Origin of the sequence: Bradyrhizobium stylosanthis, assembly GCF_001641335.1 — a bacterium.
Classification (GTDB): domain Bacteria; phylum Pseudomonadota; class Alphaproteobacteria; order Rhizobiales; family Xanthobacteraceae; genus Bradyrhizobium; species Bradyrhizobium stylosanthis.
The window spans coordinates 99891-126681 of record NZ_LVEM01000004.1; the positions used below are offsets into that span (position 1 = coordinate 99891).

The window sequence follows — 26791 nt, forward strand, 5'->3', positions numbered from 1 at the left end:
CGCAGTCGGCAGAAAATCAGGCCGACCGCCGCACCGCGTTGTCCACCAGCGTCTTGCCGAGCGACCAGATCGCGCCGGGGACCTTGTGGCTGCCGGCGATGACGTCGTCGAACGCCTTCTCGATCCAGGTGCAGTCTTCTTCGGTGATCGTCAGCGGCGGCAGCAGCTTGATGGTGTGGCTGCCGTGGCCGGCGACCTGCGTCAGGATCTTGTGATCCTTGAACAGCGGCACGGTGATGAGCTGGCAGAACAGGCCCTTGTTGGCGGCTTCCAGCACGTTCCAGGAGGCGCGGAGGCGCAGCGACTTCGGCGGGCCGAACTCGATACCGATCATCAGGCCCTTGCCGCGCACTTCCTTCAGCAGCTCGTAGCCGGGCACCATGCGCGTCAGCGCGAGACGCAGCTCGGCGCCGCGCTTGGCAGCGGACTCGATCAACTTCTCGGACTCCATGACGTCAAGCGTGGCGATGCCCGCGGCCATCGCGAGGTCGTTCTTGGAGAAGGTCGAACCGTGCACCACGGCGCGGTCCATCTGATTAAAAATCTTGTCGAAGATGGCCTTGCGCGTCAGCACTGCGCCCACCGGCACGTGGCCGCCCGAGAGCGACTTCGACAGCAGCACCATGTCGGGCTCGACGTTCCAGTGCTCGACCGCGAGGAAGCGGCCGGTGCGACCCATGCCGGTCTGGATCTCGTCGGCGACGAACAGCGTGCCGTATTTCTTGCAGAGCGCGGCGGCGCCGGGCAGGAACTCGTCGGTGGGCATGTTGACGCCCTTGCCCTGGATCGGCTCGACGATGAACGCCGCGACCTCGCGCGAGGCCAGTGCCTTCTCGAGCGCGGCCAGGTCGTTGAACGGGATCGAGGTGCAGCCCGGCAGCAGCGGCTCGAAGCCGGTGCGGAAGTTCGAATCACCCGTGAGCGACAGCGCGCCGTAGGTCAGGCCGTGATAGCCGTGGGCGCAATAGACGATGCCGGGACGCCCGGTCGCGCCACGCGCGAACTTGATCGCAGCTTCGACACATTCGGCGCCGGAATTGGCGAAGAAGGCCTTGTCGAGATAGGGGACGTATTTCAGCAGGCGCTCGGCCAGCACGCCGGCGAGCACGGAGACGTCGAACTGGACGAGGTTGGGCAGGTCGGCATCGAGCACGCTCTTGAGCGCCTCGCGCATGACCGGATGATTGCGCCCGATCGCAAACACGCCGAAGCCGGACAGCAGGTCGAGATAGCGCGCCCCCTCGCGGTCGTAGAGGTACTGCCCCTGCCCCTTCTGGAAGCCGACGTCGTAGCCGATGGTCTTGAGGACCCGGACGAACTGCTCGTTCAGATACCGATTATGCAGAGCACTGCGCTGGGCCTGACGGTCCGCGAACAGCTGAGACATGTCTGGATTTGAACTGTGCATCCGTTACATACTTCGGTTGAGGGCCGTCTCGTCAACTGAAAACGGACCGTTACTGAAAACGGTCTGTGCGGCCTTTTGCCCTTTTTCGGACCATCTTCGCAAGCACAGCTTTTAGATCATGTTGCACTGCCAAGGAACACTCATGCGTTTGGCCCTTTACACCGGAATTATACTGGCTGGCGGTTACACCTGCCTGACCCCGGCGCTCGCCGCCGATCCCACCGGCGACTGGCGGGTCGCCGATGGCGTCGCCAACATCCGTGTCGCCCAGTGCAATGGCAGCATGTGGGGCGCCGTTTCCTGGGAAAAGCAGCCCGGCGGCCGTGACGAGAACAATCCCGATGCCTCGAAAAAGAACAGGGCGACGCTGGGCATGGCGACCCTGATCGACATGAAGAAGAAGCCCGGCGTCGATCAGTGGGAGGGGCAGGTCTACAATGCCAAGGATGGCCAGCTCTACAGCGCGACCATCACGCCGGCTGGTTCCGATCAGCTTGAGATCAAGGGCTGCGTGATGGGCTTCCTCTGCGGCGGCGAGACCTGGACGCGGGTCGGCCCGCCGATCCCCTTGAGCACCGCCAATGCGATGGCCAAGGGCGCGCCGAAGTCCGCAGGCGCGGCGCCCAAAGCCCAGGGAACGACGACAGCTCAGGGAACGACGGGCGCAACCGTGCCTCCGCCTCCGCCCGCAGCAGCCCCGAAAGCCGCCGGCGCGACCAAGCCCGGTCAGAAGGGTGCCGCCGATCCCGTCGGCGACATCTGCCTACTCCCTGAGATTGCGGGGTTTACCCATTAGGGCCGGCTGGAACAGCAGCACCGCGGCAAGCGTCGTCACGAGCGAGAGTGCGAGCAGCTTGCCCATGCTGGACGTGCCGGGATGGCTCGACAGCCACAGGCTGCCGAACGCGGTCGCCGTCGTCAGCGCGCTGAAGAAGATTGCTCGCGTGAGGCTGGTCTGAAGCAGGTTTGTTCTGCCCGAGCGCCAGGCCACGACATAATAGATCTTGAAGGCGACGCCGACGCCGAGCAGCAGCGGGAACGCGACGATATTGGCGAAGTTGAGCGGCAGGCCGATCAACACGCAGATCTCGAGCGTCACCGCGCCGGCCACCAGCAGTGGCACCAGCGTCATCAGCACGTCGACGAAGCGCCGCAACGTGATCCAGAGCAGCAGGCCGATCACCAGCAGCGCGTAGATGCCGGCGTGGATGAACGCCTTCACCACGGTGTCGCCGGACTTTAGGATTGAGACCGGTCCGCCGATCGCGGTCGGCTCGGCCGCGAGCACCGCCGCCGCAAATTTGCGCAGCGTGTCGTTGTCGTTGGGATCGCCCTTGGGCAGCGCCTCGACGCGGATGACGCCATCCTTGCTCTTCCAGGCGCTGACGAGATCGGGCGGCAGTGAAGCCAGGGTCACGGGACCTGCCTGCATCGCGTTCCTGAGCTGGTCGAACACGATCTTCATCGGCGTGACGAACACGTCCTGCGCCTTGTTGCGCGTGGCCTCATCGCCCTTGGCGAGCTTCTCGAGCGCGTCCGCCAGCCGGCGCGAGGCGGTGGCGCCCGGCCCCTTCGCGTCACCGGCGGTCCGGCGCAGATTCTCGACCGAGGATTTCAGCGCCTCGACATTCTCCTGGTCCGTCGGCGCCGCGTCGATCTGATCGGGGTTGAGCGCGGGGTTCAGCACCTTGGCGCCCTGTGCGATCAGCTTCAGCTTCGGCTGCTGATCCTGGGGCACGAAGCTGTCCAGCGACATCACCCTGAGCACCTCGGGCACCTTCTCCAGCTTGGCTTCGACCGCCCTCGCCTGCTCTTCCGAGGTGGTCATCACGTTGATGGCATTGGCACCGGTGTTGGGATCCTTGCGCAGGTCGAGGAAGGTCGCGATCGACTCGGCGTGCGGATTGCGCAGGTTCATCGGGTTGAAGTCGAACTTCATGAAGTAGAGCAGCGGCAGGCCGGCGAGCGCGAGCAGCAGCGTGCCGCCCACGACCAGCACGCGGTGCTTCTCCAGAAAGTGATCGAGCGGCGCGAGGAAAGCGTAGCCGACCGGCTCCTTCTCGCCGGGCGGGTTGAGCAGCTTGAGCATGGCCGGCAGCACGGTGATCGACGAGATGAACGCCACCAGCATGCCGACGCCGGCGATCTGGCCGAGCTCGGCGATGCCCTTGTAGTCGGTCGGCATGAAGCAGAGGAAGCCGGCCGCGGTCGCCATCGCGGCGAGCGACAGCGGCACCGCCGAGCGCTTCGCTGCCAGCACCAGTGCACCTGTCAGGTCGTTGTGCTTGTAGCGCTCCGAGCGATAGCGGACGCTGTACTGGATGCCGAAATCGACGCCGAGGCCGACGAACAGAACGGCAAACGCGATCGACAGCAGATTGAACGATCCGACCATCATGAGGCCGGCGGCCGTCGTGATCGCAAGGCCGACGAACAGATTGATGAAGACCGCGAAGATGATCTTGGCCGAATGCAGCGCCAGCCACAGGATGAGCAGCACGACGAGGACCGTGCCGATGCCGTTGACGACGGCACCTTCCTGAACGGTGGCGTATTCCTCGTTCGCGATCGGCACCGGGCCGGTCAGGCGTACCCGCGCCTGAAACTTGGTCGGAAAATCCAGATCCGCTGCAGCCTTGCGGATCGCGTCGGTGGCGTCCTTGCCGGGCTCCAGCGCGTTGTAGTCGAGGATCGGCTTGAACTCGATGAAGGCGCGCTTGTCGGAATCCTTCAGCGGCTCATCGCTGACCAGCTCGCGCCAGGAGAAGCTCGCATTGCCCTTGTTGAGCACGGTCTCGACGGTCTGCGCGATCTGGTTGAAGGGCCGCTCGGTGCCGTCGAGCTTCACCTGTCCCCGCTTGACGCCGGCAAGCCCGGTCTCGAGCGCGCCGGTCAGGCCGCGGATCGAGGGATCGCCCGCCATGATCTCGATCAGGGGCGCTGCGGATTCGAACTGACTGGTAGCCTTGGCAACCTCTTCGGTCGGCAGGAACAACAGGCCGTTCCGCTCGAAGAACTCGCCGGTGCCGAGCTGCTGTATCGACACGAAATTGGTCTTGTCGTCTTTGAGCTTCGCGTAGAGCGCATCCGCCGCGGCGGTCGTCATCTCCGGCGTCTTGGCCTCGACGACCGCGAGAATCGTCGCGTCGCGGTCGAAGGCGCGGTCGAACTGCTGGTCGCGCTGGCGCCAGTCGAGATTCTGGGAAATCAGCGAATTGATGTCGGTGTTGATGGCGAAGTGCCGAGCCGCGTAATAGCCAGCCCCCACCGACAGCAGGAGCCCGAGAACGACGACGAGGGAGGCAAACCGGGTGCAGGCCCTGACGATGGCAACGACTACGCTTTGCAGCACTTCTTTTCTTTCTGCGGTTAACAGCTTGCCGGAAACGCCCGCTGTTTATCGGAGTTCCCGGGCGAAACCTATTGCTGTTTTGAGTGGGTCTCGCCGCAACAAGGTTCGAGGTAAACGGCGGCAGACCGCGGCAAAATCATGCGGGGCGGTCGGTATAGCCGGGGAGTTGAGGCGGGAAAGTGACGAAGGGGTGAGCACAAATGTCGCCCTTTTGCCCGCCCCAAATTCTATACTATGGTACCGCAAAAGTGATCGGGCAGAGAACCAGGGTTTCATCTGTTCTTTCCTTTCTGCCGATTTTTTGACACAAAGCGCTGTGCCTCCCTGCGCCGGAGCCCCGTTGGGGTGGGTGGTTACCGTGTGCGCGAACCAGTGGTGCGGGATTTGCAACTCATTGGTCAGTATCGGGGTGCCGCCGGGGACTAACAAAGCGGATTGATGCAACTTGCGTGATGGGCGTCCTATGGAAGTTTATCTGGCGCAGCCGCGCGGCTTCTGTGCGGGGGTGGTGCGTGCGATCGAAATCGTGGAACGGGCCCTGCAGAAGTACGGCCCGCCGGTCTACGTGCGCCACGAGATCGTGCATAACAAATACGTTGTCGAGAGCCTGAAGGACAAAGGCGCCATTTTCGTCGAGGAACTCTCCGAGGTTCCGCCCGGCGCGGTGACCGTTTTCAGCGCCCATGGCGTGGCCCGGAGCGTTGAGGAAGAGGCCGCCGCCCGTGACCTCCCGGTGCTCAATGCCACCTGCCCGCTGGTCACGAAAGTTCACAATCAGGGGAAGCGCTACATCACCAAGGGGCGCACCCTGATCCTGATCGGCCATGCCGGGCACCCCGAGGTCGAGGGCACGATGGGCCAGGTTCCGGGGCCCGTGCTGCTAGTTCAAAGCGTTCAAGAGGTTAACGCCCTGACGCTGCCGGCGGATCGGCCAGTGGCCTACATCACCCAGACCACCCTGTCGGTCGACGACACCAGGGACATCATCGCCGCCCTCCAGGCCCGCTTTACAGATATTCAAGGTCCGGATATCCGGGATATCTGCTATGCGACACAGAACCGCCAATCTGCGGTAAGGGACTTGAGCAAGCTGGTCGACGTGATCTTGGTGGTGGGCGCCGCCAATAGCTCGAATTCGAACCGGCTCCGCGAAATCGGCACTGAAGCCGGCGTCGCGAGTTATTTGATTGCCGACGGCAGCGAGCTCAATCCGGCGTGGTTGAAAGATGCCAGGACTGTCGGCGTCACGGCCGGCGCTTCGGCGCCTGAGGTACTCGTGGATGACGTGATCGAAGCGATGCGGCGGATCGGACCGGTCAAGGTCCAGGTGCTCCCCGGTCGCGAGGAAAACATCGAATTCCGGCTTCCGGCCCAACTGGCTGCGAGCTGACCCCACCCGAATTTCAAGCCCAGAAAGAAACGTGTAATGGCAATCCCCTTCTTCAAGGAAATGCGTATCGGCGGCTATTTGCTCAAGCAGAAACTGCTTGGCCGCAAGCGCTACCCGCTCGTGCTGATGCTGGAGCCGCTGTTCCGCTGCAACCTCGCTTGCGTCGGCTGCGGCAAGATCGACTATCCCGACGCGATCCTGAACCGCCGTATGACGGCGCAGGAGTGCTGGGACGCCGCCGACGAGTGCGGCGCGCCGATGGTGGCGATTCCCGGCGGCGAGCCGCTGATCCACAAGGAGATCGGCGAGATCGTGCGCGGCCTCGTGGAGCGCAAGAAGTTCGTCTCGCTCTGCACCAACGCGCTGCTGCTCGAGAAGAAGCTCGACCTGTTCGAGCCCTCGCCGTACCTGTTCTTCTCCGTGCATCTCGACGGCCTGAAGGACCACCACGACAAGGCCGTGTCGCAGAAGGGCGTGTTCGATCGCGCCGTCTCCGCGATCAAGGCGGCCAAGGCGCGCGGCTTCACCGTCAACGTCAACGCCACCATCTTCGACGGCCACCCGGCCGAGGAGATCGCGAAGTTCCTCGACCTCACCGTCGAACTCGGTGTCGGCGTCTCGATGTCGCCGGGCTACGCCTATGAGCGCGCGCCGGACCAGGAGCACTTCCTGAACCGCACCAAGACCAAGAAGCTGTTCCGCGACGTCTTCGCGATGGGCAAGGGCAAGAAGTGGAACTTCATGCACTCCGGCCTGTTCCTGGACTTCCTCGCTGGCAACCAGGAATACGAGTGCACGCCCTGGGGCATGCCCGCGCGCAACATCTTCGGCTGGCAGAAGCCCTGCTACCTGCTCGGTGAAGGCTACGCCAAGACCTTCAAGGAGCTGATGGACACCACCGATTGGGAAACCTACGGCACCGGCAAGTACGAGAAGTGCGCCGACTGTATGGCCCATTGCGGCTACGAGCCGACGGCGGCGACCGCAGCGCTCAACAACCCGCTGAAGGCGATGTGGGTGTCGCTGCGCGGCATCAAGACTTCGGGCCCGATGGCGCCGGAGATCGACATGTCGAAGCAGCGCCCGGCGCAGTACATCTTCTCGGAGCAGGTGCAGAAGAAGCTCTCCGAGATCCGCAAGGACGAAGCGGCCGCCGCCGCCGAGAAGGCTGCGCGGAAGGCTTCGACCGCCGCGTAAGCACGCGAGCAGATTCGAACGAACAAGGCCCGGTCGCTGATGGCGACCGGGCCTTTTCGATTCGCGCTTGAGGCCCATCGTCCGCCCGGTCGTCATTGCGAGCGCAGCGAAGCAATCCAGAATCTTTCCGCAGTGACGGTCTGGATTGCTTCGCTGCGCTCGCAATGACGGAATATGCGGCACCAGGTTGCTCTCGCAATCCGCTCTCTCCATCGCAGGTACACCTCCGCGATCCCGCGGCACGTTTCGCCCGGGTCTTGCTGTGGTTGTTCGCCCCTGGAGGCCAGAGGACGCAGGGAAGGCCGGGCGCCGGTGGCACCCGCAGATCCGTGCACAACAAAAGATGCACACGGGGTGGATCCCAGGTGATGCCGGTCGCCCGGCCTTCCCTGCGCGGATGGTTTTAACGGTGTCCTTCGTGCTCTCCTCGGGGAGCGTTGCACTATTGCCCCCGTCGCCGTCGCGGCTGATCGACGTGCGCGCCCGGTTGGGCCGCCACATCACCGCGAGGCTTGACGCCAGAACCCCGGGCGTCGGGACCACACGACTTCTCCGTCCGCGGACGGCCCTGCCGGAAGCATCGAAGGCTCGCGTGTGCTCGCCCCCGATATCCAGCCTGGCCGCTCTGACGGCGCCGTGTCGTATCGCGTCGCGCATGACTCACGGGTTGCCGCCCTGTCATCGCCTTCGCGCCGGCGCTGCCGCGTCCACCGCACCCCGGCCCGCATCTCGTGACGATCGCGAAGCGCCCCTCTGGCAGGGGCCGGGATGAGCACCCTATGCCATAAATCCGAAATTCGGGAAAGTGGAATATTTTTATCGAGAGGGATTGACGGGTGTTTCGCGATAGTCGCGGGAAGAGCGGGGACAGGGAAGCGATGGGTTTCGCTAGGGCTCAACTACGGGCTGACCTTCAGCGGATGCGAACGAAAAAAGCCCGACCGCTTGTCGCGGCCGGGCCCAGTTTCGACTGGAACAGATACTTCAGAAGATCAGTAGCGCGCGACGACCGGGCCGCCGAACTTGTAGTTCACGCCGATCTTGGCGATCGACAGCTTGTTCTTGATGTCGACGTTCGCAATCGCCGTGCCACCGCCGACCAGCGGCGACAAATCCCAGGCGACGGTCTTCTTCTCGAACTCGATGTAGTTGTATTCGACGAAGGCGCTCCAATTGTGGTCGAACGCATATTCGGCGCCGAGGCCGAGCACCCAGCCGAGCGGCGTCGTGCTCGAGCGCGACTCGAACACGCCCGGAACGCCGATCGAATCGCTGGAGTGCATCCAGGCCGCACCGCCCTTCGCGTAAACCAGCGTGCGATCAGCCACGACACCACCGATGCGGCCCGTGACGGTTGCCAGCCAGTCGTTCTTCGTGGTGCAGGTCACAAAGCCGACGCACGTCGTCGAGCCCTTCACGTCCATTCCGGAGATGTCACCCTGGACACCGAACACGACCCAGCCGCTCTGCCAGTTGTAACCGACCTGACCGCCGCCCAGGAAACCGCTGCGGCTGTTCTGCGCGAGCGCCGTGCCGACGGGAACCGCGCCGAGCGCGCCGTTGATCGAAGACAGGCTGGATTCCGTGGTGCCCCAACCGGCGCCGACATGGCCGCCGAGATAGAAGCCGGTCCACGACCACACGGCGGCGGGGGCATAAGGGGCCTTGACGGCCAGGTCAGCCGCAAAGCTCAGGCTCGTCGACGCAAGAAGAAGAGCGGCGGCTGCAAGTTTCGTTTTCATGACTTCCTCAGACTTCCAAAATTCCGGCCAATGGCCATTCACCCGGTGGTTGTACGGACTGCGGAACCGCGGCGCCTAGTGCACTCGGGCAACACTCCTGTCGTTTCAAAACAGGCGAACAGAAATTTGTGCGCAATGCTTCTCAACGCGCGCACGCGACTGCACTGACGGCAGCCGTGCAGTGAACAGGCTGACGACAACGAACGAATCGACACGACCTCAGCTGCAGCGCTCCTGAGTGAAGGCGCTCGTATTCGTGCGCGTGTTGAGACACTCGCGCATGCGCGAAGCATGCGCTGCCTTCACACCTTGCTTGGACGAATGGGCGGACGAGCATTGCCTGCAGCGACAACGCGCTGCTTGGGCTGACGCCGATCAAGCGGAGGACATCATAACGATATCCAGTGCGCTGCGCCCTCTGCCCAGCTGCCGTCTTGCATGCCCCCGGTCGCGAAATGGCATCCAACGCAATCATGGACAGCGTGAACGTCGCGCCAAACGGAAACGGCCCGGTCGCCACCGCGACCGGGCCGTTTGTTTTGTTCAGCTCACGCGTCGAGAGGTTTGCGTCACATCAGAAGTGAACCTCGGTGCGCATACCCAGAACCACGGCATTGTCGGTCTTCAGGCCCGCGGCGTTGTAGCCGCGCCCGCCGGGATTGATCACGTATTGCGCGTCGAACTTGAGGTTCAGCCAGCCGGTCGCCTGCCATCCGTACCAGACTTCGAGCGGCACTTCGTTGCCGCCGGCGTTGGGGCTGAGGGCCGCCGAATTCACGTGGGTCGTGCCGACCGCAAAGCCGACTTCGTCCTGGGGACGCCAGGTGAACGTTCCAGTATGCCGGAAGCCCAGGGCGACCTGGTAGTCCTGAAACGACGTCCGGTGATCGGCGACGGTCGTATTGAGGAAGGTGTACCAACCCTGCGCGCCGGGACCGTCCACGGTCAGGCGCTGAAGGATGGACTCGTAGATGCCGTAGCGGCCGCGTTGATCCCCGAGATTTTGATCCGGGACGCCTCCAATGCCTGGGATGGTGGAGACGATACCGGGAAGGCCGCCATCGATGGTCGATGCGTTGTCGTACCAGCCGCCGAATCGCCAGGTCCCGTTCAACGGCCCCTTCGGCGCCCAGACCAGCTCCACGGGCACCAGCACGCCGCTGGCGGGATTTGAGCGCGGGACGCCCGGCAGGAAGTAGGTGGTGGGATCGTCCGTCGTCAAATAGTTCGGGTTGGCGTCGTAGACGCCGACCGAGATCGTGAATTCCGGCGCGATCTTGTAGTGGACGACACCGGCCCATTGGCTCACCGGCCAGTTGTAGATGTAGCCGCCCTGGATGTTGCCGGGCTGGCCGCCGCAGAAGGTCAGGTTGATGAACTCGCACAGGCCGAAGAAGAAATCGGAGCCGACGGGCAGACGGCCGCCCTTGAGTTCGAGGCGGTCATCGAAAAGCTTCTGCGAGTAGTAGAGCTGCGTCAGGCGCAGAATGTTGCCGCGGCCGAACACTTCGTTGGTCAGCTGCAAGGCGGGAATACCCGCCTGATCATTCAGATTGCGGCCGAAGCGATCGACCAGCGTCAGGCCGACCGTGCCACCCTGGATGCCGGCGAGCTTCGCCATGTCGAACTTCGCGCCGAACCACAACTGACCGGCGTTCGCCGCCGTGTTCTTGCTTCCACCCGTGAGGTTGCCGACAGATTCGTTACCCAACGTCAGACCCAGCTCGATGCCCCGCTCCTTCAACTGCGTCCTGCCGAGATCGCCGAACAGATACGGCCGCGTCCAGATGTCGTCGGTTTCTGCATACGGAACGGGCGCAGCTTTCGTTACAAGATCGGCCGCATGGACCCCGCCACCCCACAGCGATGACAAAGCAATCCCGACACCGCACACACGTGCAGTGCTTACTAACCTGCGCAACATTTTCGTCGTCCTCCGCGTCTTGGGCTTTGTCCCTTTTGCCTTACGTCCTTGCCCGAAGCCCACGAGCCCAGGACGCATTCCCTCCCCCAGCCGGCCGCTGACGAAGCGGCCTTATGCCTGTCACGTCTGATCGCTCGTATGCGTCGGCACCACGGCCGCGCCGCGCAGCGGTGCGCTCGTCTGTCCTTGCAGAGGTGCGGATCGCGGCGTGGTGCGTGCGACGCTGGCCAGCGCCACCTTGCGCCGCCGACGCGCCTGCAATTGCTGATCCGCCAGCACGCCGATCAGAATCACCGTCCCCATCACCGCGAAGTTCAGGGAATTGGGGATGCCGAGGATGTTGACGAGGTTCTGCAGCACCTGCAGCAGCGCAGTCCCCAGCACGATGCCGAGAATGGAGCCCTCGCCGCCGCGCAGGCTGCACCCGCCGAGAACGGCAGCCGCGATCGCGTAGAGCTCGTAGAAATTGCCGAACGAGCTCGGCGAGACCGAGTTCGTGTAGAACACGAACAGGACCGTTGAAACGCCGGCGAGCCCGCCGCTGATGATGTAGGCGGTCGCGATCACGAGATTCGTGTTGATGCCGGAGAAGCGCGCGGCTTCCTCGTTTTTGCCGACGGCATAGAGCCAGCGCCCGTAGACCGAGCGGTGCAGCAGCACGCCGAGGACGAGCGCGAGGATGATCAGAAGGATGAAGGTGTTCGGGATGCCCGCCACGTGGCCGGAGGCAATGCTGCTCAGCGTCCCGGCCTCGTCGCCGTAGCCGAAGCCGCGCGTCGAGTCGCTCGTATAGTAGCGCGCGGCGCCGCGATAGATCAGCAACCCGCACAGCGTCACGATGAAGGGCTGCATCTTCAGCCGGGTGACGAGGAAGCCCTGAATTCCTCCCAGCGCAAGGCCGCCCAGCAACACGGCCAGCAGCGCCAGGGGCCAGGGCACCTCATACGTCGTCAGAAGATCGATGAAGATGACGCCGAGCAGCGCGAACATCGAGCCGAGCGAGAGGTCGATGCCGCCGGTGATGATCACGAGCCCCTCGCCCAGCGCGAACACGCCGAACAGACCGATCAGATTGGCCATGTTCAACAGGTTCACCAGCGACAGGAAGGCCGGATTGATCGCGCCCGTGATCGCGGAGATCACCACCAGCAGCAGAGCCAGGCCGAGTTCTTTCCTGATCATGGCGCGGCCGCTTCCACGGTGTCCAGCGCATGGCCGATGGCAAGCTGCAACACGTTGTATTCGCTGAACTGCGGGCGCTCCAGCACACCGCTGACGCTCCCTTCATGCATCACCGCGATCCGGTCGGAGACGCCTATGACCTCCTCCATGTCCGAAGAGATCATCACGATCGCGACGCCCTGGTCGGCGAGCTCGCGCATCAGCGCGTAGATCTCGCTCTTGGCACCGACATCGACGCCGCGCGTCGGCTCGTCGAAGAACATCACGCGCGGCTGCATCGAAAGCCACTTGCCCAGCACGACCTTTTGCTGATTGCCGCCGGAGAGCGTCACGGCCTCCGTATCGATGCTCGGCACCTTGATGGAGAGGCGCCTCACCTGCTCCTTCGCGACCTTGCGCTCGGCCGGACCACTGACCAGCCACATCCGCGCATAATTCAGCAGGCTGGCGAGCGTCACGTTCTCCCGGATCGGCAACTCCAGCACGAGCCCGGATTTCTTGCGGTCCTCCGGCATCAGATAGATGCCTTGCCTGATCGCGTCGCGCGGCGATGCGACATCGACCGGCGCGTCGTCGATCCTGATCTCGCCCCCCAGCAGCGGGTCGATGCCAAAGGCGGCGCGGGCAAGCGAGGTGCGCCCCGCACCCACGAGTCCTGCAAGGCCCAATATCTCGCCGTGCCGCACGGACAGATCAATCTGCCGATCGGGAAAGGCCGATGTCACGAGTCCGACGATGTCGCAGCCGCCCGGCTGCGGCGGCCGCTTCGGCGGCGAATGCAGCGCTTTCAGGTCGCGGCCGATCATCAGCCGGATCATTGCGGCATGACTCAGCGCATCGCGCGTCAGCTCCCCGACCGTGCGCCCGTCGCGCAGCACCACGACGCGATCGGCGCAGGTCATGATCTCGGTGAGCCGGTGAGAGATGTAGATCACCGAGATGCCGTGCGCCCTCAGATCGGCAATCACCTCCAGCAGCCGCTCGGTCTCCGAAATCGTCAGGCTGGAGGTCGGCTCGTCCATGATGATCACGCGGGCGTCGATCGAGAGCGCCTTGGCGATCTCCACCATCTGACGCTCGGCGATCGAGAGGTCGTCGACCAGCGTGTCCGGCGCGAAATCGGCGCCCAGCCGCTCCAGCAGCGGCGTCACGCGGGCGCGCATCTGCGCGTTGTCCACCAGCTTCAGCGGGCCGCCGACGAGCCTCTCGCGTCCTATGAAGACGTTCGCGGCGACGTCGAGATTTTCGAAAAGGTTCAGCTCCTGGTGCACGAAGGCGATGCCGGCTTGCGTCGCCTCGTTCACCGTCAAGCGGGCGTGGTCGGTGCCGCCGATGCGGATCACGCCCTCGCTCGGCGCGATCACCCCACCCAGCACGCGCATCAGCGTCGATTTGCCGGCGCCGTTCTCGCCGATCAGGCCCAGCACCTCGCCGCGGTAGACACGCAGGCTGACGTCGTCGAGGGCCATGACCCCGGGATAGGACTTGCTGATCCCGGCGAGCTCGAACAGGATTTCCACCATTCATTTCCTCCCGTGCGACGCCCGGCGGCCGTGCGGCCGCCGGGCGCTGAAAGTCACTTCTTCAGGAGGCTCTTCAGATCTGCGGTGAATGCCGCGACGTTGGACTTGCTGATCACCTTGGTCGGCACGATCAGCTTGCCGCCCGCCGGGATCCAGGACTTGTCGCCGTTCAGCGTCTTGATGATGTTGGTGGCGGAGAGGTAGCCGAACTCGTACGGCTGCTGCACCACCGTGGACTCGATCGTGCCGTCGGAAACGCCCCGCAGCGTGCGCTGATCCTCGTCGAAACCGACGATCTTCACCTTGCCGGCCTTGCCCGCTGCCTTGACCGCGTCATAGATCAGCGGTGTCTCGTAGCTCCACAGGCCGGACAACAGCGCGATGCCGGGATATTTGACGAGCACGTTCTCGATGTTCGCCTTGGCCTTGGCGAAGTCCACCTGGTCGGTGAACACGTCGACCAGTTCGACCTTGGTGCCGGCGATCGCGTCCTTGATCCCCTGCACCCGTTCGCGGGCATTGTCCGCATCCATCGTGCCGACGAACAGCGCGATCTTGCCGCCGTTCGGCAGCGCCTTCTTGATCTCTTCGCCGGCTTGCCGCCCGGCCGCGACGTTGTCGGTACCGATATAAGCGAGACGATTGCTCTGCGGCGCGTCGCTGTCGGTCGTGATCAGCACCGTCTTGGCCGCGACCTTGTTGAGCTGTTCGGTCGCGTGCGGGGCATCGTCGACCGAGATGGAGATGCCGGCGACGCCGCGCACCAACAGGTCGTCCAGCTCGCGCCGCTGGCCCGCCGCCGTGCCCTCGTTGGTGACGATCAGTTCGATGTTGTATTCCGGGTGTTCCTTCTGCGCCTTTTCGAGGCCGCGGCCGGCGATGGTCCAGAAGTCGGCCGCGACATTGGTGACCAGCGCGATGGTCTTTTTCTGCTGGGCGTGCGCCATCCCCGTCGCCATCGCGAGCGCGGCGGTCGCGAGCAACGGCACTAGCAATTTTGTCATCGGTCCGTTCATGTTCACCTCCCTTTGGTCACCCCGGATAAGGGGCTTCAGCACGCTTTTGCGCCTTATTTTCTTTATGAAGCGAAGAAATGTCGCAGAGCAAAAACATCGAAATCAGGATGTAATGCCCTCTTCTTCAAGCACAGATAGTACATGAGGTATGATAATAGTAAATATTGCTCGCAAACGACTCCTTCTAGCTGTGCTTTTTCGACAACACGACTCAATCCCTCGACATTAACTTCACGTAATGAATAAAAGAGACAACATGGTTGACCAAATTGAGCCAACGAGACGCATCTCGAGCACTGCCCGCGGCTCGAATCGCGGCCGTCTTGTCGAAGTCTTGCGGCGCCAGGGGCCGTTACCGCGTGTGGAGCTCGCCCGGAGTACGGGATTGAGTTTCGCCGCCGTGTCCGGTCTGACGTCGAAACTCATCGCGGAAGAGTTGCTGTGCGAGACGGAGACCGCGGCAACGCCATGGCTCGACGACGCGGACGAAGACGATGCGGACGGACTGAACAGCCGCCGCCGTGGCCGGCCCGCCGTGCTGCTGACGCTGAACCCGGAGTTCGGCCGCATCATCGCAGTCTCGCTGCGCATGAATCTGATCGAAACGCTGATCGCGGATTTCAGCGGATCCGACCTGGCGCAATCGCGGCTCGAAATCGCGACGCGCGCTCTCGATGAAAGCGCGCTGTGCGATCTCGTCATTGCGCAGATCGATGCGATGCTCGAGGCGACGGCCACACCGCGCAATCGCCTGTTGGGAATCGGGATTGCCTTGCAAGGGATCGTGAACGCGGACACTGGCCGGCACCTGTGGAGTCCGGCGCTCTCGATCACGGATGTCGATCTGGTGAAGCCGGTGCGCGAGGCCTTCGGCGTCGAAGTCGTGATGGCGAATGACGCTGTCGCGGTTGCGCTCGCTCTCTGCGCCGCGGAGCCGTCCCTGGCACAGGGCCTCTCGGCCACGATCATGGTCGGCCACGGCGTCGGCATGGGCGTCGTTGTCGACGGCGAAGCGCGCTGGGGCGCCGGCGCCGGCAGCGAGATCGGCCACATCAAGCTGGGATCGAACGGGCCGCAATGCCGCTGCGGCCAGCGCGGCTGCATCGAGGCCCATCTCGCCGACTATGCGCTCTATCGCGACGCCCGCACCTTTCTCGACCTGCCGCCGGCGGCAGCGCAACAGCCTTCCGAGGCACAGATGGCCCTTCTGCGCGAGCGGGCGCGGGGCGGCGATCCCCGTCTCGAGCACGTCTTCCAGCAAGCAGGCCGCGCGCTGGCCGAGGCGGTCGCCGCAACGATATCCGTGCTGCGCCCACACCATGTGATCCTGGCGGGACCCGGCCTGCAGGCTTTCGACATGATGCGCCGCGCCTATGAGGAGCGGCTCGAGCAAGCGGTGCTGCCGTGGCTGCTCAAGTCCACGACGATCTATCTGCGCCCAAGCGAGTCGGCGGCGATCGTCGAGGGCATGGTCCGACGGACCTTGTGGGTGGTGGACCGAAACCGCATGGAGGCGACCGAGTGAGCATGGGACGCTGCGCTTCCGCTCTAGCCGGACGACGGACGCCAAAACGAAAAGGCCCGGTCGCGTGACCGGGCCTTTGTTTTTCAGTTCGACAGAGCCGCTCAGGCGGCCTTCGACACCAAGGCCTCGCTCTCGACCAGCTCGGTGCCGATCAGGTAGTCGCGGCAGCCGCGCAGTGAGCGCAGCGCGCGGTTGAAGTCGATGCCGGTGGAGACCAGCCCATGCAGTGCCGCCGGATTGCGCACGATGCCGCGCAGGACGGCGCCGAGGTCGATCTGGCCGTTCGGCTTGATGGCGGCGCGGGCGAGCGCCGGCAGCGCGCGATGGGCGGGGTCGCTGATGACGCGGACCGCGGCGAAGGGCAGCCCGGCCTCGGCGGCGTAGGCGGCCGCGATGTGGCTTTCCATGTCGACGGCCGATGCGCCGGTCTCGGAGTGCAGCGCTGCCTTGCAGGAGCTCTTCGTGACCACTTCCTCGGCACCGGCGAGGCTGCCGCGCACCACGCGGCGGCGGCCCGAGGTCAGGCGCTCGATCAGGTCGTCGCCGAGCGACAGGCCGGCGGCCCAGCGGCTGTCGCCGTCGAGCACCTCGGTCGCCAGCACGACGTCGCCGGAGCGCAGCGTCGGGTCCAGCCCGCCGGCCACGCCGAACGAGATCACACCGCGAATCGTCTCGGGATCCACCACCGTCAGCAGCGCCCGCAACTGGGTCGGGCTGCTCGACGAGCAAATGACCGCCATGCCGGGGCCGGCCGCAATACGGGCCTCCTGCACCAGTCCGGTCACGATCAAGATCGGCCGCGGGTCGATAGCATTACCCGCGGTAATATAGTCCCCCGTCCCCAAAGTCACATTCCGACCCCTACCACCCTGCTGTTGGTGTTCCGCAAGTTCCGATACCGCGCCAACGCCCACAGCGGAAAGAACTTTGGGTAACCATGATATCGTAGATAGAACACGCGGGGGAAGCCTGTGGCGGTATACCGCTGCTCGTCCCACAGTCCTTTTTTGTTCTGTGTTGCAATCAGGTACTCCACCCCGCGGGCGACGGCCGGGTGATCAACCTCGCCAGCGGCCATCAGGGCAAGCAAGGCCCATGCCGTCTGCGAGGCGGTCGAGGGGGCGGCCTCCCAGCCCTTGTAGTCCAGGCGGTAGCTGACGGCGTCCTCGCCCCAGCCGCCGTCCTCGTTCTGGATCGAGGCCAGCCAGTCCGCGGCTTTGCGAATCATGGGGTCCTTGTGGTCGATCCCGGCCATGTTGAGGGCGCACAGCACCGACCAGGTTCCATAGATGAAGTTCATGCCCCAGCGGCCGTACCAGGACCCCTCGGGGTGCTGGGTCTTGCGGAGGTAGGCCACGCCGTCGGCGACGTGCTTGCTGGTCTTCTCGGTCTCGCCGAGCTGGGCCAGCATCGAGATGCAGCGCGCGGTGACGTCCTCGGTCGGCGGATCGAGCAGCGCGCCGTGATCCGAGAACGGGATGTTGTTGAGGTAGTATTCGAGGTTGTTGACGTCGAAGGCGGCCCAGCCGCCGTCGTCGCTCTGCATGCCCTCGATCCACTCCCGGCCGCGGGCGATCGCGTCGTCATAACCGGTCGCGCCGTGCTCCCGGCGCATGCGGTCCATCGACATCACCACCACGGCGGTGTCGTCGAGATCGGGATAGTGCGCGTTGTTGTATTGGAAGGCCCAGCCGCCCGGACGCACGTCGGGCCGCTTCACCGCCCAGTCGCCCTTCACCTCGAGCTCCTGCTTCGGGATCAGCCAGTCGAGGCCCTGCTTGGCCGCCGGCACCGCCGTGTCGCCGCCGGCTTCCAGCAGCGCATGCGCCGTCAGCGTCGTGTCCCACACCGGCGAGACACAGGGCTGGCAATAGGCCTCGTCGTCATTGATCACGAGCAGCTTGTCGATGCCACGGCGCGTGATCGCGCGCGGCGGGAAATTCTCGTCCTTGCCGAGCGCGTCGTACATCATGACGATGTTGGCCATGGGCGGATAGATCGCGCCCATGCCGTCCTCGCCGTTGAGCCGCTCCTCCGTGAAAGCGAGCGCGGCATCGATCGCGCGCTTGCGCAGGCTCTTGGGAAACATCGGCTCGATCACGCGCAGGATCGCATCGAGCGAGCGGAACAGCAGGAACCAGGCCATGCTCTGATGCGGCGCCTTGGCGGTCATGCCGATCGAGCGCGGATCCTGCAGGAACAATTCGTCGATGCCGACGCCCTTCGGATTCCGCGCGAGCGGCTTCAGCGCGGCGATCACCATCAGCGGCACCATGGTGGTGCGCGCCCAGTAGGAGATCTTGTTGAGGTGGAACGGCGACCAGAACGGCAGCAGCACGATCTCGATCGGCAGCACCGGCACCGCGCGCCAGGTCACGACGCCGAACGTCGCGAGCAGGAAGCGGGTGAAGACGTTGCTGTTGATCGCACCGCCGCGGGCATGGATCGCCTCGCGCGCACGCACCATGTGCGGCGCGTCCACGGAATCGCCGATCATCTTCAGCGCGAAGTAGGCCTTCACGCTGGCGCTCATGTCGAACTCGCCGTCATGCACCAGCGGCCAGCCGCCATGGGCGCCCTGAACGCGGCGGAGATAATTGCCGATCTTGGCCTCGAGCACGGTGTCGACGGGCTCTGCGAGATAGTGGCGCAGCAGGACGTATTCGGCCGGAATCGTGCAGTCGGCCTCGAGCTCGAACACCCAATGGCCGTCGGACTGCTGGAAGCCGAGGACGCCTTGCGTCGCTGACGCAATGCTCGAGTCCAGCACTTCGCGGGCGGTCGCGTTCACGGAATCCATCTCGCTCGATTACTCCAACGGTTGAATGAAGTTGACCGGGACAAACGCCCGTCAGGGCCGCCTATCTCTTGGCGGCCAAAACCAGATCTGCGGCACGGTCACCCGACCGGACCGATCCCTCGATGGTTGCAGGCAATCCCGTAGCAGTCCAATCCCCGGCAAGGAACAGGTTTTTCAGCGCAGTGACCGGCCCTGGACGCAGGGCATTCTGCCCCGGCGTCGCCGCAAACGTGGCACGGCGCTCGCGGACGATCTGCCACGGCGGAAGCTCGCCGGATACGCCGCCCGCCTTGCAGACGTCGTCCCAGATCGCCTGCGCGAGTTCCTCGCGCGGCATGTCGACCAGACGATCGCCATTGCTGATGGTGACGGAGAGCCGGTTCGGGAACGCGAACAGCCATTCCACGACGCCGCCGATCACGCCCAGGATCGGTGCCGAGCCCGGCGGCGGTTCGAAGCGGAAATGCGCGTTCACGATGGCGCGGAATTCGGTCGGCGTCTTCAGGCCCGGCAGCAGGCTGGAGGCCGCGCGCGGCGGCACCGCCATCACGATGACGTCACCTTCGCCGAGCTGGATCACGTCCTCGCCGCCGAAATTCAGCGCGCTGACCTTGCCGTCGGCGCTGACGAACGAGCGCAGCTCGTGGCCGAGCTGAACGGTGTGGCCGCGCTCCTGCAGGAACTTCACGGCCGGCTCGATCAGCACCGCGCTGAGACCGTCGCGCGCGATCAGCGGACGGCAGGCCTGCCCGCCGGCGAGCAGCGTCTCGCGCACGATCGCGCCGGCAAGTCCCGCCGAGCCTTCGGGCGGATCGACGTTGAGCGCCGCGAGCAGCAGCGGCTGCACCAGGCGCTGATAGAGGATGCCTTCGGTCGGAATGGACTTGCCGACCAGCGTCTTCTCCGACGCCCAGATCAGCGGCGCCAGCTTGAGATAGTCGGTGAGACCGGTGTCGGGAACGCGCCGGCCCTCGTCGAGCACCCAGGTCGGCCACCGGCCGGTGCCGAGATCGATCTGCCAGCGCTGCCCGGTCTTGATGTCGACGAACGGAAACTGCGCGCTGTCGGGGCCGACGAGGCCCGCCTCGGTGCCGATCGACCGCGCATAGGCGCGCGCATGGCTGTTGCCCGACAGCAGCAGATGGTTGCCGTTGTCGATGGTGAGGTTGGTGGCGCCGTCGAAATAGGAACGGCAGCGGCCGCCGGCCTGGTGCGTCGCCTCGTGCACGGCGACCTTGAAGCCGGCATTGGCGAGCCGCACGGCGGCGGAGAGGCCGGAAATTCCAGCACCGATGATGTGAGCTGTCTTTTGCATCAGATGAAAGCGTAACGGAGCAGGATCAGGATGCGTGTGACCTTCGACACACGCACCGGCTCGCGCGGCGCGTTGAAGCCGCGCGCGATCAGGAGGTCCAGAATGGAATGATAGTATTTCGACATGATCCGCGGCGCGCGCACGGCGCGGCGCTTGTTGCGGTTCATGATCTCGTCCGACTTCTCGAAATGCGCTTTCGCACGCTGGGTCAGCGGCAGGCAGACCTTGGGCAGCGCACGCTCGGCGATGACGCGGTTCGGATCGTTCGAGGTGATGCCGGCATGCAGCAGCGCCTCGCGCGGCAGATAGAGCCGGCCGAGCCCGGCGTCCTCGTCGATGTCGCGCAGGATGTTGGTGAGCTGGAGCGCGCGGCCGAGATGGTAGGCGAGCAGGATGCCGTCTTCTTCCGGCAGACCGAACACCCGCACCGACAGCCGTCCGACAGCGCTGGCGACGCGGTCGCAATAGAGATCCAGCGTCGCCATGTCGGGCGCGCGGATGTCCTGCGGCACGTCCATTTCCATGCCGTCGACGATGGCCAGGAAATCCTCGCGCTTCAGGCCGAAGGTCTTCACCGAGGCGGTGTAGTCCTTCAGCCGCGGCGGCGGGTTGCCCTGGTACAGCGCGTCGATGTCGTTGCGCCACTCCTGCAGCGCGGCGAGCCGCTCGTCGCGCGGACCGTCGGAATCGGCGATGTCGTCGACCTGGCGGCAGAAGCTGTAGATCTGGAACATCGCTTCGCGCTGGTCGTGCGGCAGGATGCGCATCGCAGCGTAGAACGAGCTGCCGGATGCGGTCGAGCCATAACTGGCGCCGGGCGAGGTCGCCTCAAGCGTCATGTGCAGTCCCCGGTCTGGAAATGGCCTTGCGCCCGATCGCGCGGCGGCCGAGTTCGCCGATCATGCCGGCGAGGCTGAAGGTGAGAAGCTCGAACTTGTTCAGGTGCACGCGTTCGCGCAGGGGATCGCGCACCTTCAAGAGGCGCACGATGCGGTCGGCGTAGGCCTGGATCACCGCGACGTCGACGCCGAGGCGGACATCCCGGATCTCCCCAGCCAGCGACCTGCCCTCGTCGAGCAGCGCTTCGTTGCGCGCGGCAAGCGACTGCAGACAGGCCAGCATTGCCGGCGGCGATTGCGCAAGCCCGAGCTGTTCGACCGAGGCGCCGTGTGCTGCCAGCGCATCGCGCGGCAGATAGACGCGGTTGAGTTCGCGGAAATCCTTGCCGCAATCCTGCAGATGATTGTTGATCTGAAGGCCGGCGCAGAGCGCATCCGATGCAGCCCAGGTCGAGGTGCTCTCGCCGTGGACGTCGAGCATGAAGCGGCCGACCGGCATCGCCGAATAGCGGCAGTAATGGATGACCTCGTCCCAGGTCTCGTAGCGCAGCTTGGTGACGTCCATGCGGAAGGCGATCAGCACGTCGAGCGCGTGGCGCGGCGCCATGCCGCGCTCGGCCAGCGCGCGGCGCAGGGTGACGGCCTCAGCCTGGGTGTCGCCCTTGCCGAGCAGTTCCGCCTCGAGCAGGTCGAGATAGGCGAGCTTCTGGTCGGCCGGCAGCGTGGCGTGGTCGGCGATGTCGTCGGCGGTGCGGACGAAATTGTAATAGGCCAGGATCAGGGCGCGATGACGCGGATGAATGATCCAGGACGCGACGGGAAAATTCTCGTCGCGGTCACCCTTGCCGGATCGCAATTCGCTCGCTGAGGTCATCGAGGGCTGGTCAACAATCGTTTGGACAGGAAGGGCTTTTTCGCTCGCGCGGGCTCATGCCGGCGATGCCGCCGCGGCCCCCATATAGGGGAATACGGCCGCAAAACCAATCCTGTCTGTCGATGGCCGCCCTGTGCGGATCGGGCCCGAAAAGGCGGCCCTGGGGCCGCCTGGGTGGGCCAGTGGCCGAGCTTACTGGTTGTGGTTCTTCAGGACCTGGTCGCAGGCCTGGGAGATCTTGGCCCGGTTCTCCTTCAGGCAGGCCAGGATGGTGAAATCGCCCTGATCGATGACCGGACGGCAGAACTTCTGCACATCGCGCGTGCAGGCCTTCTGCTCGGCGTCCGTGCCGCGTCCTGCCTGGGCGAATGCCGCGGTCGAAAGGGATGCCGACAGCAGGGTGAGAGCGACGAGAAGCTTACGCATTGTATTCCTTCATTCTGACGGCAGAATCGCACCGATCCCGGACAGCACTGGGCGGACGGCGGGAGCGGATTGTTCTGATGCAAGTCGCCGCGAAAGTTGCGGCCTCGGAGAAGGCACAAGCACTGGCAAATGCGGCCAAATTGGCGCCGCCCCACCAAATCAGGTCTTCCCAGCGTCTTCATTGGCAGATGTAAGGGTTTGATACTACGTCATAATTCAGAAGCATCGCATTTTACTGCACGGCTGTTGCAGCGCTGCATCTCTCCGCCTCGCGGTTTGGGCCGGAAACATCCCGAAACAGAGCAAATCGCATGGTAGAGGCCCCTCGCCCGCGCCTGGTGAATAGCCATCTCTGGTTCCTGCGCGTTGAACCTGACACAGGCTCGAAACACTAAACCTTCGATGTGGCGAGACGTCCTGCCCCTCAGCGGACGTCGTTCCAAAACGGGATATTTGTGATGAAATTCTTTGGGCGATCTGGACTGGCAATCAAGGCGGCGGGCATTGGGGCTGCGCTGCTCTTCTCGGTTTCGGCGAGCCACGCACAGTCGTCCGGACCGTTTGCCGGCTTCGACGGCGCGTGGACCGGCACCGGTACGGTCTCGCTGTCGGACGGCTCCACCGAACGCATCCGCTGCAAGGCTGACTACAAGGTCGCCGGCAGCGGTCTCAATCTCAAGCAGGCCCTGCACTGCGCCTCCGACAGCTACAAGTTCGACCTCACCAGCGACGTGACCAGCCAGGGTGACCGCATCTCCGGCAACTGGAGCGAGGCGAGCCGCAACATCTTCGGCAATCTGCAGGGCACCGCCGGCGGCGGCCAGATCGACGTCTTCGTCGAAGCCAACGGCTTTGCCGCCAATCTGTCGCTGCGCACCAACGGCACCAAGCAGACCGTGCAGATCAGCTCGAAGGGCGAGATCCGCGGCGTCAACATCACGATGACGAAGGGCTGATTGCCCTTCCGGTTCGAAAGGATCATGGCCCCCGGTTCTCGCGAGCCGGGGGCTTTTTGCTGGGCGCGCTGACATGGACGTCATTCGCAGACATCTGCTCAAGGCCGCCGGGCTCCTCATAGCCGGTCGTGCCTTTGCCAATGACCAGCAAGGAGCGAACATGCAGCCTTCGCAAGTGAAGCCGCGTCACGTGCTCTGCTTTCTCGGCAAGGACGAAAGCCTGCTGCGCCCGCCGAAGGCCGTGGCCAACACGATCGCCGATTTCAACTTCGAGATCGACCGCACCTATTCGCAGGCCAAACCCGATCCGCATATGGAGCGGTCGTTCGGCGTGTGCTGGGACCGTGTCTTCCCGAAAGCATGGTCTGCCGCCGACGAAGCCGCCGTTGCCGGCCACAAGGCGGTGCTCTACGTGCTCAGCCCGCCGCTGGAGCAGCAGAAGGCGGTCGCCTATTCGGCGGCGGCCTTGCGCATCGTCGAGGAGATGATCGAGGCCGGCGCGACTGCCGTGAAGGGCGAAAGCGCGGGCGTCGCCCACGGGCTTGTGCGATGGCGCAGTCTCGCAGAACAGGCGCGCAGCGGCGCGAAGACCGGCCAGGGTCTTGGCATGACGCTCGCCCTCGCCAAGGCGTGTCGCCTCGCCTTCGCCAAGCGCCCGCTCGGCGGCGATCGCTACTACGAGACCGTCGGCTATCACCTCGTCGGCCTGCCGGAGGTCTATGTCGCGAAATCACGCGGCAACGAATGGAGCGCGGTCATGCTCATGGAGGAGATCGCCAACGCGATGGCCGAGCACGGCATCGACGCAACGCTGCGCGACCGCAAGCTCGCGCTCTCGCGCGAGCAGGACTACGCCGAGGACGATTTCAAGTTCAATCCGTACGGGATCGTCCGGATCGAGGCGTGAGCGCAGGGCGGCCTTCGCCGCCCCATCGCTCAGATCGCCGGCTTGTCCGGCCCCTGCAGCTTGCCGTGCAGGTTGATCAGCCACATCGCCGTCGGCCTGAGAATGAAGAGGTCGGCGACGAGAGCCATGACCATCGAGAAGGCGCTGAGCCAGCCGAACAGCCGCAGCGACGGCAGGTCGGAGAACACGGTGACGACGAGGCCGCAGGCCAGCACCACCGTGGTCAGGATCAGCGCGGGCCCAACCAGCACGGTCGCCCGCTCCACCGCGAGCGCCGAGCCGACGCCGGGCTTGCTCTCGAGTCTCAAGCGGTTGAGGAAGTGGATGGTGGCGCTGAGGCCGAGGCCGAACGAGACGGTGAGCGCGACGACGCTGGCGAATTGCAGCCCCTCGCCCATCGCCCATAGCACCGTACCCGACATCACGACAGGGAAGATGCCCGGCAGGATGCACGCGAACATCACGACCCAGGAGCGGAAGGCAAGGCCGATGAAGATCGCGACCAGCGCGAATTCCACGGTGAGGCCGCGGTTCAGCTTCTCGATCATGCTGGCCGAGTTGCGCGCGGCGATGGCGGCAAGGCCGGTCACCGCGATCTCGTAGCCGGGATGCTTCTTGCGGACAGCGTCGAGCTCGGTATCGAGCTTGTCGACGATCGGCAGGAGCTGGCTGGAATCCTTGTCAGGCACGCGGCCGGCGACCACGACGGCGTCCTGCTCGGCGTCGATGAAGCGCCGCACCAGATGCTCGGGGATGACGCTGACATATTCCTTCAGCGTCGCGACGTCGGCGCTGCCGGCCTTTTCCGCCAGCCAGCGGCGCAAGGTCTCGAGCGACCAGACGTTGCCGACACCGGCCGCCTTCTCGACGGTCGCATGCACGTCCGCGATCGTCTGCAGCGTCTCCGGCGAATACAGGGTTTCACCCTTGGGGAACTGGATCAGGACGTTGACCGGGTTGGCGCCGGTGAGCTTGGCGTCGAGCCGGTCGCTGGCGGCGACCGCCTGGCGCTTGTCCGGCACCTGGTCGGCGAGCCGGTAGCGCGGCTCCAGATTGGCGTAGATGATGCCGAGGCCGCCGACGAACAGCACTGCGATCAGGCTGAACAGGCCGGGACGGCCGACCATACGCACCGCGATCCAGTAGCAGAAATTGCGCAGCGCCTGGACGCCGGCATCGGCGCTCTGGAATTTGACCGCGAACGTCTTCTCGTTGCGCACCAGCAGCACGCCGAACACCGGCACCAGCGAGAGCACCGCGATCAGCGCGATGATGGTGGCGGCAAGGCCGGCCTCGCCGAACTTGCGGATCAGGTCCGAGTTGGAGAACTGCAGCGCGATGAAGGAAATGCCGGCGGTGCCGTGCGTCAGCACGCAGGCCGGCCCCACCACCAGCACCGCGTTCTTGAACGCGGTGAACTTGTCCTGGCCGGCGATCAGCCGGTCGCGCGCGGCGAAGGTCAGCTGCATCGAGTCCGAGAAGCTGATGACCATGATGAGCGGCGTCATCACGTTCAGGAACATGTTGAGGTTGAAATTGGCCCAGCCGAGCGCGCCCAGCGCCAGCAGGATGGCGATCATCGGCGGGAACGCCGCCGCCACCATGAACGAGATCTTGCGGAAGAAGATGATCGCGATGACGCAGCCGGCGAGGATGCCGAGGATGTTGTAGGTGAGCCCGTCGCGCTCGACCGCGTTGCGGATCTCGAGCTGCATCACCGGCACGCCGGAGAGCTGCACGTTGAGCCCGGTGTCGCTGAGGTCCTCCTTCATCAGCGCGCGGATGTCGGCGATAGTCTTGGTCAGCTTGCTGGAGGCGACCACTTCGGGATCGAGCGACAGCACGATCAGTGCCAGCGTGCCGTCCTCCGACAGCAGCTTGCCGCGGATGATCTCGTTGTTCTTGACGGTCTCGATGAACTTGTCATAGGCCGCGCCCTCGGGCAGCTCGGGCGGGAACAGCGCCGCCGGCAGCTTGCCCGGCGCCGGTGCCTGGCGCGCCGAGAACAGCGAGACGAGGCCACGGGTGCCTTCAACCAGCTGCATGTCGGTGACGAAGTCGCGCAGCTTCTCGAGGTTGTTGCGCGCCAGGAGGGTCTTGCCCTCGACCACGACCAGGACGTCGAATTCCTCGGCCGGGAACTTCTTGGTCACCTCTTCATACTGCTTGAATTCGCGGGTGTCGGAGCGGAACAGCTGCGACAGCGAATCGTCGATCTTGATCCGGTGGATGCCGAACACGGCACCGACGATCAGGAAGAGCAGGACGATGCAGGAGACGATCGGGGCCCGGACGGCGATCAGCCCGATGCGCTCCAGCCCGAAGGCGATCGAGGACGTAGGTCCCTGCTCGACCTTGTCGACATGAACCTCACTCTCGCTGTGCTTTTCGAGCATGCCTTGTCCAGTTCCTAAA

The 26791-nt window shown here is 64.7% G+C and carries 20 protein-coding genes; 6 read left to right on the forward strand and 14 right to left on the reverse strand.

The annotated features are described in order from the left end of the window. Positions 1–16: 16 nt before the first annotated feature. Complete coding sequence (gene hpnO / locus A7X65_RS27030; RefSeq protein WP_063691014.1) at positions 17–1408, reverse strand: aminobacteriohopanetriol synthase HpnO; 1392 nt, start codon at positions 1406–1408, stop codon at positions 17–19. Positions 1409–1550: 142 nt separating this feature from the next. Between hpnO and A7X65_RS27035 the strand changes: the two genes are divergently transcribed. Next, positions 1551–2204 (forward strand): DUF2147 domain-containing protein, encoded by a 654-nt coding sequence (locus A7X65_RS27035; protein WP_063691016.1) that lies wholly within the window; start codon positions 1551–1553, stop codon positions 2202–2204. Here A7X65_RS27035 and hpnN read toward each other — a convergent pair. Beyond that, positions 2172–4760 (reverse strand): hopanoid transporter HpnN, encoded by a 2589-nt coding sequence (hpnN, locus tag A7X65_RS27040; protein WP_063691018.1) that lies wholly within the window; start codon positions 4758–4760, stop codon positions 2172–2174. The two genes, A7X65_RS27035 and hpnN, sit on opposite strands and share 33 nt — an antisense overlap. 463 nt (positions 4761–5223) lie before the next feature. On the opposite strand from hpnN, the gene ispH reads away from it, so the two are divergent. Next, on the forward strand, positions 5224–6150 hold the full coding sequence (gene ispH / locus A7X65_RS27045) for a 4-hydroxy-3-methylbut-2-enyl diphosphate reductase (RefSeq protein WP_063691020.1): 927 nt from the start codon (positions 5224–5226) through the stop codon (positions 6148–6150). Between the two features lie 36 nt (positions 6151–6186). Then, entirely contained in the window at positions 6187–7347 is a 1161-nt protein-coding gene (gene hpnH, locus A7X65_RS27050) for an adenosyl-hopene transferase HpnH (RefSeq protein ID WP_063691022.1), read from the forward strand. 992 nt (positions 7348–8339) lie between these two features. On the opposite strand, the gene A7X65_RS27055 is transcribed toward hpnH, so the two are convergent. From A7X65_RS27055 to A7X65_RS27075, 5 genes are all read right to left on the reverse strand, one after another. Further along, positions 8340–9089 carry an outer membrane protein gene (locus A7X65_RS27055; RefSeq protein ID WP_063691024.1) on the reverse strand — a complete coding sequence of 250 codons (750 nt, stop codon included), beginning with the start codon at positions 9087–9089 and terminating at the stop codon, positions 8340–8342. A gap of 574 nt (positions 9090–9663) precedes the next feature. Further along, the gene (locus A7X65_RS27060) at positions 9664–11013 is read right to left on the reverse strand and encodes a carbohydrate porin (protein ID WP_063691026.1); all 1350 of its coding nucleotides are present in this window, start codon (positions 11011–11013) and stop codon (positions 9664–9666) included. Between the two features lie 120 nt (positions 11014–11133). Then, complete coding sequence (locus A7X65_RS27065; protein ID WP_063691028.1) at positions 11134–12195, reverse strand: ABC transporter permease; 1062 nt, start codon at positions 12193–12195, stop codon at positions 11134–11136. Beyond that, complete coding sequence (locus A7X65_RS27070; protein ID WP_063691031.1) at positions 12192–13718, reverse strand: sugar ABC transporter ATP-binding protein; 1527 nt, start codon at positions 13716–13718, stop codon at positions 12192–12194. The genes A7X65_RS27065 and A7X65_RS27070 overlap by 4 nt, the downstream gene beginning before the upstream one ends. 53 nt (positions 13719–13771) lie before the next feature. Continuing rightward, positions 13772–14734 (reverse strand): sugar-binding protein, encoded by a 963-nt coding sequence (locus A7X65_RS27075; RefSeq protein ID WP_082885084.1) that lies wholly within the window; start codon positions 14732–14734, stop codon positions 13772–13774. A gap of 256 nt (positions 14735–14990) precedes the next feature. On the opposite strand from A7X65_RS27075, the gene A7X65_RS27080 reads away from it, so the two are divergent. After that, entirely contained in the window at positions 14991–16259 is a 1269-nt protein-coding gene (locus tag A7X65_RS27080) for an ROK family protein (protein ID WP_063691033.1), read from the forward strand. Between the two features lie 101 nt (positions 16260–16360). Here A7X65_RS27080 and A7X65_RS27085 read toward each other — a convergent pair whose 3' ends face one another. The 6 genes from A7X65_RS27085 to A7X65_RS27110 form a co-directional block, all read right to left on the reverse strand. Beyond that, positions 16361–17110, reverse strand: a complete 750-nt coding sequence (locus A7X65_RS27085; protein ID WP_063691035.1) for a phosphorylase — start codon at positions 17108–17110, stop codon at positions 16361–16363. Next, positions 17107–19059, reverse strand: a complete 1953-nt coding sequence (gene shc / locus A7X65_RS27090; protein ID WP_063691037.1) for a squalene--hopene cyclase — start codon at positions 19057–19059, stop codon at positions 17107–17109. Before shc ends, A7X65_RS27085 begins: the two co-directional genes overlap by 4 nt. A gap of 61 nt (positions 19060–19120) precedes the next feature. Continuing rightward, entirely contained in the window at positions 19121–20374 is a 1254-nt protein-coding gene (gene hpnE / locus A7X65_RS27095) for a hydroxysqualene dehydroxylase HpnE (RefSeq protein ID WP_063691038.1), read from the reverse strand. Further along, positions 20374–21213 (reverse strand): presqualene diphosphate synthase HpnD, encoded by an 840-nt coding sequence (gene hpnD / locus A7X65_RS27100; RefSeq protein ID WP_063691040.1) that lies wholly within the window; start codon positions 21211–21213, stop codon positions 20374–20376. The genes hpnE and hpnD overlap by 1 nt, the downstream gene beginning before the upstream one ends. Then, on the reverse strand, positions 21203–22087 hold the full coding sequence (gene hpnC / locus A7X65_RS27105) for a squalene synthase HpnC (RefSeq protein WP_063691043.1): 885 nt from the start codon (positions 22085–22087) through the stop codon (positions 21203–21205). Before hpnC ends, hpnD begins: the two co-directional genes overlap by 11 nt. Before the next feature lie 192 nt (positions 22088–22279). Next, entirely contained in the window at positions 22280–22513 is a 234-nt protein-coding gene (locus tag A7X65_RS27110; protein ID WP_014496823.1) for a hypothetical protein, read from the reverse strand. Positions 22514–22971: 458 nt separating this feature from the next. On the opposite strand from A7X65_RS27110, the gene A7X65_RS27115 reads away from it, so the two are divergent. Then, on the forward strand, positions 22972–23469 hold the full coding sequence (locus A7X65_RS27115) for a hypothetical protein (protein WP_063691045.1): 498 nt from the start codon (positions 22972–22974) through the stop codon (positions 23467–23469). A gap of 73 nt (positions 23470–23542) precedes the next feature. Continuing rightward, the gene (locus tag A7X65_RS27120; RefSeq protein WP_063691047.1) at positions 23543–24376 is read left to right on the forward strand and encodes a hypothetical protein; all 834 of its coding nucleotides are present in this window, start codon (positions 23543–23545) and stop codon (positions 24374–24376) included. Positions 24377–24405: 29 nt separating this feature from the next. On the opposite strand, the gene A7X65_RS27125 is transcribed toward A7X65_RS27120, so the two are convergent. Next, positions 24406–26772 carry an efflux RND transporter permease subunit gene (locus tag A7X65_RS27125; protein ID WP_063691049.1) on the reverse strand — a complete coding sequence of 789 codons (2367 nt, stop codon included), beginning with the start codon at positions 26770–26772 and terminating at the stop codon, positions 24406–24408. Positions 26773–26791: the final 19 nt, after the last annotated feature.

Bases quoted from the DNA above. Each gene is read 5' to 3' on its own strand.
- A7X65_RS27070 (WP_063691031.1), bottom strand. From the start codon at position 13,718: ATGGTGGAAATCCTGTTCGAGCTCGCCGGGATCAGCAAGTCCTATCCC.
- hpnD (WP_063691040.1), bottom strand. From the start codon at position 21,213: ATGACGCTTGAGGCGACCTCGCCCGGCGCCAGTTATGGCTCGACCGCA.
- hpnO (WP_063691014.1), bottom strand. From the start codon at position 1,408: ATGCACAGTTCAAATCCAGACATGTCTCAGCTGTTCGCGGACCGTCAG.
- hpnC (WP_063691043.1), bottom strand. From the start codon at position 22,087: ATGACCTCAGCGAGCGAATTGCGATCCGGCAAGGGTGACCGCGACGAG.
- hpnE (WP_063691038.1), bottom strand. From the start codon at position 20,374: ATGCAAAAGACAGCTCACATCATCGGTGCTGGAATTTCCGGCCTCTCC.
- A7X65_RS27075 (WP_082885084.1), bottom strand. From the start codon at position 14,734: ATGAACGGACCGATGACAAAATTGCTAGTGCCGTTGCTCGCGACCGCC.
- A7X65_RS27035 (WP_063691016.1), top strand. From the start codon at position 1,551: ATGCGTTTGGCCCTTTACACCGGAATTATACTGGCTGGCGGTTACACC.
- A7X65_RS27065 (WP_063691028.1), bottom strand. From the start codon at position 12,195: ATGATCAGGAAAGAACTCGGCCTGGCTCTGCTGCTGGTGGTGATCTCC.
- A7X65_RS27115 (WP_063691045.1), top strand. From the start codon at position 22,972: ATGAAATTCTTTGGGCGATCTGGACTGGCAATCAAGGCGGCGGGCATT.
- A7X65_RS27125 (WP_063691049.1), bottom strand. From the start codon at position 26,772: ATGCTCGAAAAGCACAGCGAGAGTGAGGTTCATGTCGACAAGGTCGAG.
- ispH (WP_063691020.1), top strand. From the start codon at position 5,224: ATGGAAGTTTATCTGGCGCAGCCGCGCGGCTTCTGTGCGGGGGTGGTG.
- A7X65_RS27080 (WP_063691033.1), top strand. From the start codon at position 14,991: ATGGTTGACCAAATTGAGCCAACGAGACGCATCTCGAGCACTGCCCGC.
- A7X65_RS27110 (WP_014496823.1), bottom strand. From the start codon at position 22,513: ATGCGTAAGCTTCTCGTCGCTCTCACCCTGCTGTCGGCATCCCTTTCG.
- A7X65_RS27055 (WP_063691024.1), bottom strand. From the start codon at position 9,089: ATGAAAACGAAACTTGCAGCCGCCGCTCTTCTTCTTGCGTCGACGAGC.
- A7X65_RS27060 (WP_063691026.1), bottom strand. From the start codon at position 11,013: ATGTTGCGCAGGTTAGTAAGCACTGCACGTGTGTGCGGTGTCGGGATT.
- shc (WP_063691037.1), bottom strand. From the start codon at position 19,059: ATGGATTCCGTGAACGCGACCGCCCGCGAAGTGCTGGACTCGAGCATT.
- A7X65_RS27120 (WP_063691047.1), top strand. From the start codon at position 23,543: ATGGACGTCATTCGCAGACATCTGCTCAAGGCCGCCGGGCTCCTCATA.
- hpnH (WP_063691022.1), top strand. From the start codon at position 6,187: ATGGCAATCCCCTTCTTCAAGGAAATGCGTATCGGCGGCTATTTGCTC.